Raw genomic sequence first — 5,222 nt, forward strand, 5'->3', positions numbered from 1 at the left:
GCGGTTTATAGGGGGCGCCCTTTTTCCTGTCAACACCCGAAAATCGAGTGACGAAAGCTCGACCCGCGCTGTGGACAGCGAAGGCGAAAAGAACCCACAACCGCATACTCCATCAGGATTGCGACGCCCGCAAGACCCTGTGTGAAAACCGCCGGTGCTCCACAAGACGGCCGATTTCATCCCTGACAGAACAGCCTGTCGTGCAGCTTGCAAAGCCTGCAACGGCCACGCTTCGCGGCTATCCCCGGGCAGAATAAGAAAAATGTGCCGCAGCGCATTTTTTAGGTCCGGCGCTTCGTCCAGGTCGGGCCAACGCTCAGACCCACAGGACGCATCAGCCGAATTTTCGATGTATATTACAGTGGACTAGGAGATTTTTTCGCACTCCCTGGCGCGCGGCCCAAATCATGGACCTTCGCGGACATCGGGGCGGGTTCGCGGGGACAACAGCCCCGCCGCCCATCGGTTCCCGCCTCTCCCTCCCGCCGGCCGATTGCAGAGAGCCATGGGTGCAAACCAGCGGGGTCCATGTTCAAGACCGCCATCGGCGCTCTACAATAAGTCCTCCGCGGGCGCTCCGCCGCCCCAGCGCGCTCTTCGAGGCTATCGCATGGCACCCCCGCCCCACGTCTCCGCCCCCTCCTCCCCTGTCTCCGCGCTGCACCGCCTGCCGCGGGTGCCGGCGTCGTTCTTCGGCATCGTGCTCGGCCTCGGCGGACTGGGCGGGGCCTGGCGCGAAGCCCATAAGGTCTGGGGGCTACCGGCGATGGTGGGCGAGGCCCTGATGCTGGCGGCAACGTTGATATGGCTGGCACTGCTCGTCGCTTACGCCGGCAAATGGATCACGGCGCAGCAAGAGGCGCGCAGCGAGCTGGATCATCCCATTCAATGCTGCTTTGTCGGGCTGATCGGCGTCGCCACCATGCTGATCGCGCTGGGCGCCCTGCCCTATTCCCGGTCACTGGCGGTGGTCCTGGTGACGCTGGGCACGGTGTTCACCGCGCTGTTCGGCCTCTGGCGCACCGGCCTGCTGTGGCGGGGCGGGCGGGAGCACAGCACCACCACGCCGGTGATGTATCTGCCGACCGTGGCGGGGTCGTTCGTGACCGCCACCTGCCTCGGCGCCCTGGGCCATGCGGATTGGGGCCAGCTGGCGTTCGGCGCCGGGTTCTTCTCCTGGCTGGCGATCGAATCGGTGCTGATGGTGCGGCTTTACACGGCGCCCACGCTTGATCCGCTGCTGCGCCCCTCGCTGGGCATCCAGTTGGCGCCGCCCACCGTGGGCCTGGTGACCTATCTGGCGGTGACCCAAGGCCCGCCGGACGTCCTCGCCCACGCCTTTCTCGGCTATGGGCTGCTGCAGGGCCTGCTGCTGCTGCGCATGCTGCCCTGGATCGCCGAACACCCCTTCACCGCCTCCTATTGGGGCTTCACCTTCGGCCTGACGGCTTTGGCCACCGCGCCGCTGCGGATGATCGGCCGCGGGGAGACGGGCGCAGTGGCCTTGCTGGCGCCATGCCTGTTCGTCATCGCCAATGTGGCCATCGCCTGGATCGCGCTGCTCACGCTGCGGCTGCTGGTGCAGGGGCGGCTGTTTCCGCGCCCCGCCGCCGCCGGGCGCTGACGATCAGCGCACCGGTGCCGGCGCCTTGCGGGCGAGCGTCGGCACCAGCACCGCGGCGATGATGCAGAGCACGCCGGCGAAGAAGAAGGCCGGCAGATAGCTCTGCAGCAGGCTGCGGGTCATGCCCGCCCCGAACGCCGCGGTGGCGGCGCCCATCTGATGGCCGGCGAAGACCCAGCCGAACACCAGATTGGCCTTCTCCCGGCCGAAGCGCTCCGCCGTCATGCGCACCGTGGGCGGAACGGTGGCGATCCAGTCCAGGCCGTAGAACACCGCGAAGATGGACAGCCCATAGAAGGTGAAGTCGGAGAACGGCAGATAGAGCAGCGAGAGCCCGCGCAGGCCGTAATACCAGAACAGCAGCCAGCGATTGTCATAGCGGTCCGACAGCCAGCCCGACGCGATGGTGCCGAAGAAATCGAAGATGCCGATCACCGCCAGCATGCCGGCGGCATTGACCTCCGGTATGCCGAAATCGGCGCAGAGCGAGATCAGATGGGTCTGGATCAGCCCGTTGGTGCTGGCGCCGCAGATGAAGAAAGTGGCGAACAGAACCCAGAACACCCGGGTGCGGGCCGCCATGCGCAGCGCATCCAGGGACGCGCCCACCACCGAGCCAGCGGGGGGCGGCGGGGTCAGATTCGGCCCGGTGTCGCCGAATGGCGCCAGATCAAGGTCGGACGGGCGATCGCGCATCAGCGCCAAAGCGGCCACGGCGGCAAGCGCCATCAGGATGCACAACAGGGCCAGGGCCCAGCGCCAGCCCCACTGGCCGGAGATGGCCGCCAGCAGCGGCATGAATACCAATTGCCCGGTGGCGGAGCTGGCGGTGAGCAGGCCGATCACCAGGCCGCGGCGGGTGGAGAACCAGCGGGTGGCCACGGTGGCGCCCAGCACCAGGGCGGTCATGCCGGTCCCCAGCCCCACCACCACGCCCCACAGCACGATCAGCTGCCAGATCTGCGTCATCAGCAGGGATAGCGCCAGCCCCCCGGCCACCAGCGACAAGGAGGTGAGGATCATGCGGCGGACGCCGAAGCGATTGATGAGCGCGGCGGCGAACGGGCCCATCAGGCCGAACAGCAGCAGCCGCACCGCCAGGGCGGAGGAGATGTCCGCCGTCGACCAGCCGAACTCGCGCTGCAGCGGGAGCATCAGCACGCCGGGTGCGCCGACCGCACCGGCGGAGATCAGCATGATGAGAAAGGTGACCGCCACCACCACCCAGCCATAGTGGATGTGGCGGCGGGCCAGCGCCGCGGCGAGAAGACGGGAGACCATGGCGGAGGCCTTTCAGGCAACCGGGCCGAAGCCGGGCCGGGGCATATTGCGCGATGACGGCTCTTATGATGATGTCGATCATCATTGCGACTTAAATGACGCTCATCATGAAAACTGTCAAGCGGTGGCGTGGGGCGTTGTGCGTCGCCTTGCCCGACGCAGGGAGGCCCCGATGAAAGTGACCCGCGAAAAGGCCAACCAGAACCGCACCGCTATCGTCGCTGCGGCCGAGCAGCTGTTTCGCGCCAAGGGCTTTGACGGGGTGGGCATCGCCGACATCACCCGCGCGGCGGGGCTCACCCACGGCGGCTTCTATGGGCACTTTGCCTCGAAGGATGCGCTGGCGGCGGAAGCCTGCGCCCTCTCCTTCGCGGAGAGCCTGGAGCGGATGGCGGCGCGGGCGCGCAGCGGCGGCGGCGGCATCAAGGCGTATATCGGCGCCTATCTCTCCCCCGCACATGTCACCGGCACGGCGCCGCGCTGCCCCATGGCGGCCTTCTCCAGCGACATCGTGCGCCAGGATGCGCAGGTGCAGGCCCGCTTTGCCGAGGGCGTGGCGGATTATATCGCCGCCATGGCGGCCATGCTGCCGCAGGCCGATGCCCAGGCCCGGCACGACCGCGCCACCACGCTCCTGTGTACCCTGGTCGGCGCGCTGAGCCTGGCTCGCGCGGTGGCCGGGTCCGATCCGGCCGCCGCCGATGCCTTGCTGGAACAGGTGCGTAGCGATCTCATCGCCCTGGCTGACGCACCCGCCCCTCCGTCGGGCGATCCGCCAAGCCGGTCCTGACCCGGCATCGTCGCCGGGCGACGCCGGCGTCAGCGCTGCCGCACCCTCACGCCACCAGCGCCGCGACCCTGGCATTCAGGGCCGCGCAGGCTTCCTTTGGTGCCACTTCCACCTGGAGCCCGCGCTGGCCGCCATTGAGGAACACGGTCTCTTCCGCGAGGGCGGTCTCTTCCATGGCGGTGGGCACGGCGCGCTTCTGGCCGAACGGGCTGATACCGCCCACCACATAGCCGGTGAGCCGCTCCGCCTCCGCCGGGCGCATCATCTGCGCCGCCTTGCCGCCAAAGGCTGCCGCCAGCTTCTTCATGCTCACCTCCCGGTCGGAGGGCACCACCACGCACACCGGCTTGCCGTCCACCTGCGCCATCAGCGTCTTGAGCACCCGGCGCGGATCGGCGCCGATGGCCTCCGCCGCCTGGAGGCCGATGCGCTCGGCAGACGGGTCATAGGTATAGGTGAGGGTGCGGAACGCGACCCCGGCCTTCTGCAAGGCAAGCGTGGCGCGGGTGGTCTTGGACATGGGCCGGACGGGGCTGGGGTGACATACGACCGATGCGGCGGACCCAGGGGCCGATCGCAGCGGCACGCCTGTTTGGGCGCGCGCCCGGCCCGGCGTCAAGCGGGGGCGCGGCGGGCCGCGCCGTCATTGCACGAAGACATGATCATCCATGCAGCGGGCGCTGTTTCGCGATGGCCGCGAATAAGCCAATCTGCCGCCACTTCGCGCGGACACGCCGCGCCCTCCCCGGCGACCGAACGGCGTCGCCGGCCGGGAGAAAGGGAGACGAGAATGATCGACCTGCATTACTGGCCCACCCCCAACGGCCACAAGATCACGCTGTTCCTGGAAGAGGCGGGCTTGGCCTACGAGATCAAGCCGGTGAACATCAGCACCGGCGAGCAGTTCAAGCCCGACTTCCTGAAGATCGCGCCCAACAACCGCATGCCCGCCATCGTGGATCATGATCCAATCGGCGGCGGTGCGCCGATCTCCGTGTTCGAATCGGGCGCGATCCTGCTCTATCTGGCGGAGAAGACCGGAAAATTCCTGCCCACCGACCTGCGCGGGCGCACCACGGTGCTGGAATGGCTGTTCTGGCAGATGGGCGGCCTTGGCCCCATGGCCGGGCAGAACCACCACTTCAGCCAATATGCGCCGGAGAAGATTCCCTACGCCATCGAGCGCTATGTGAAGGAAACCAACCGCCTCTATGGCGTGCTGGACCGTCGCCTTGAGGGGCGCGATTTCATCGGCGGCACGGACTATTCCATCGCCGACATGGCGGCCTATCCCTGGATCGTGCCGCACGAGCGTCAGCAGCAAAATCTGGACGACTTCGCCAATGTGAAGCGCTGGTTCACCGCCATCGGCGCCCGGCCGGCCACGGTCATCGCCTATGAGAAGGGCAAGGCGGTGAGCACCACGCCGACGGTGAACGAGGCGAGCCGCGCCGTGCTGTTCGGCCAGACCGCCGCGACACAGAAAGCCTGAGGCCCCAGCAGTGCCGGCGCCCGCTTGGGGGCGCC

General features: G+C 67.9%; 5 protein-coding genes. 3 read left to right on the top strand and 2 right to left on the bottom strand.

The features are described from left to right. Nucleotides 1-610 precede the first annotated feature (610 nt). Complete coding sequence (gene tehA, locus AAG816_RS27345; RefSeq protein ID WP_341992880.1) at nucleotides 611-1,624, top strand: dicarboxylate transporter/tellurite-resistance protein TehA; 1,014 nt, start codon at nucleotides 611-613, stop codon at nucleotides 1,622-1,624. 3 nt (nucleotides 1,625-1,627) lie between these two features. Here tehA and AAG816_RS27350 read toward each other — a convergent pair whose 3' ends face one another. After that, a complete protein-coding gene (locus AAG816_RS27350; protein WP_341992881.1) occupies nucleotides 1,628-2,905 on the bottom strand; it encodes an MFS transporter in 1,278 nt (425 codons plus the stop codon). Between the two features lie 172 nt (nucleotides 2,906-3,077). Here AAG816_RS27350 and AAG816_RS27355 point away from each other — a divergent pair, with 172 nt between their 5' ends. Beyond that, on the top strand, nucleotides 3,078-3,695 hold the full coding sequence (locus tag AAG816_RS27355; protein ID WP_341992882.1) for a TetR/AcrR family transcriptional regulator: 618 nt from the start codon (nucleotides 3,078-3,080) through the stop codon (nucleotides 3,693-3,695). 46 nt (nucleotides 3,696-3,741) lie between these two features. Here AAG816_RS27355 and ybaK read toward each other — a convergent pair whose 3' ends face one another. Next, complete coding sequence (ybaK, locus tag AAG816_RS27360) at nucleotides 3,742-4,215, bottom strand: Cys-tRNA(Pro) deacylase (RefSeq protein ID WP_341992883.1); 474 nt, start codon at nucleotides 4,213-4,215, stop codon at nucleotides 3,742-3,744. 270 nt (nucleotides 4,216-4,485) lie between these two features. Here ybaK and AAG816_RS27365 point away from each other — a divergent pair, with 270 nt between their 5' ends. Beyond that, nucleotides 4,486-5,187, top strand: a complete 702-nt coding sequence (locus AAG816_RS27365) for a glutathione binding-like protein (RefSeq protein WP_341992884.1) — start codon at nucleotides 4,486-4,488, stop codon at nucleotides 5,185-5,187. The last annotated feature ends 35 nt before the right edge of the window (nucleotides 5,188-5,222 follow it).

Source organism: Azorhizobium sp. AG788, assembly GCF_943371865.1.
Classification (GTDB): Bacteria; Pseudomonadota; Alphaproteobacteria; order Rhizobiales; family Xanthobacteraceae; genus Azorhizobium.

What these genes read in the sequence shown, in the direction of transcription:
- tehA (WP_341992880.1), top strand. Translation starts at nt 611, where the DNA reads ATGGCACCCCCGCCCCACGTCTCCGCCCCCTCCTCCCCTGTCTCCGCG.
- AAG816_RS27355 (WP_341992882.1), top strand. Translation starts at nt 3,078, where the DNA reads ATGAAAGTGACCCGCGAAAAGGCCAACCAGAACCGCACCGCTATCGTC.
- AAG816_RS27365 (WP_341992884.1), top strand. Translation starts at nt 4,486, where the DNA reads ATGATCGACCTGCATTACTGGCCCACCCCCAACGGCCACAAGATCACG.
- ybaK (WP_341992883.1), bottom strand. Translation starts at nt 4,215, where the DNA reads ATGTCCAAGACCACCCGCGCCACGCTTGCCTTGCAGAAGGCCGGGGTC.
- AAG816_RS27350 (WP_341992881.1), bottom strand. Translation starts at nt 2,905, where the DNA reads ATGGTCTCCCGTCTTCTCGCCGCGGCGCTGGCCCGCCGCCACATCCAC.